A 1,143-nucleotide genomic window follows, 5' to 3' on the forward strand; every position below is an offset into this window, starting at 1 on the left:
GTCGGGCTCGATGTCAGGCGCGGGTGGCCAGCAGGTCCAGGGCGACGTCGACGATCATGTCTTCCTGGCCGCCGACCATCCGCCGCTTGCCCAGCTCGACGAGGATGTCCACGGCCTTGATCCCGTACTTCGCCGAGGCCACCTCGGCGTGGCGCAGGAAGCTCGAATAGACGCCGGCGTAGCCCAGGGCCAGGGTTTCACGGTCCACCCGCACCGGGCGGTCCTGCAGCGGGCGCACCAGGTCGTCGGCGGCATCCATTAGCGCATAGAGGTCGGTGCCGTGGTGCCAGCCGAGCTTGTCAGCGGCGGCGATGAACACCTCCAGCGGCGCGTTGCCGGCCCCCGCGCCCATGCCGGCCAGGCTGGCGTCGATGCGGTTGCAGCCCTCCTCCACCGCGGCGATGGAGTTGGCCACGCCGAGGCTGAGGTTGTGGTGGGCGTGGATGCCGGTTTCGGTCTCGGGTTTCAGGACGCTTTTCACGGCACGGAAGCGCGCACGGATATCGTCCATGTTCATCGCCCCGCCGGAGTCCACCACGTAGATGCAGGTGGCGCCATAGCTCTCCATCAACTTGGCCTGCTGCGCGAGGCCTTCCGGGGTCTGCATGTGGCTCATCATCAGGAAACCGACGGTGTCCATGCCCAGCTCGCGGGCGTACTCGATGTGTTGCTTGGAGACGTCCGCTTCGGTGCAATGGGTCGCGACACGGACGACGCGGGCACCAGCGGTGTAGGCGTTCTTCAGGTCGTGGATGGTGCCGATGCCCGGCAGCAGCAAGGTGGCGATCTTCGCGTGCTTGACCACGTCGGCAGCCGCTTCGATCCACTCCAGATCGGTGTGGGCGCCAAACCCATAGTTGAAGCTGGAGCCTTGCAGGCCATCGCCGTGGGCCACTTCGATGGAGTCGACTTTCGCCATGTCCAGGGCCGCGGCGATGGCGCGCACGTCGTCCAGGCTGTACTGGTGGCGGATGGCATGCATGCCGTCGCGCAGGGTCACGTCGGAGATATAGAGTTTCTGGCTCATGCCGAGGCCTCCATTGCGTGCGCCATGCGCTCGGCGGTGGCCAGCGCGGCGGAGGTCATGATGTCGAGGTTGCCGGCGTAGGCCGGCAGGTAGTGGGCGGCGCCTTCGACTTCGAG

General features: G+C 66.8%; 1 protein-coding gene and 1 pseudogene. Both read right to left on the reverse strand.

Annotated elements, in window-relative coordinates; translation table 11 throughout:
* Positions 1 to 13 precede the first annotated feature (13 nt).
* Positions 14 to 1,027, reverse strand: a complete 1,014-nt coding sequence (mhpE, locus tag DK254_RS03140) for a 4-hydroxy-2-oxovalerate aldolase (protein WP_109932151.1) — start codon at positions 1,025 to 1,027, stop codon at positions 14 to 16.
* Positions 1,024 to 1,143 (reverse strand): annotated as a pseudogene (locus DK254_RS03145) (acetaldehyde dehydrogenase); the annotation flags it as partial. The pseudogene DK254_RS03145 and the gene mhpE, both read right to left, overlap by 4 nt.

It is taken from the genome of Pseudomonas sp. RW407 (assembly GCF_003176655.1).
GTDB classification, from domain to species: domain Bacteria; phylum Pseudomonadota; class Gammaproteobacteria; order Pseudomonadales; family Pseudomonadaceae; genus Pseudomonas; species Pseudomonas delhiensis.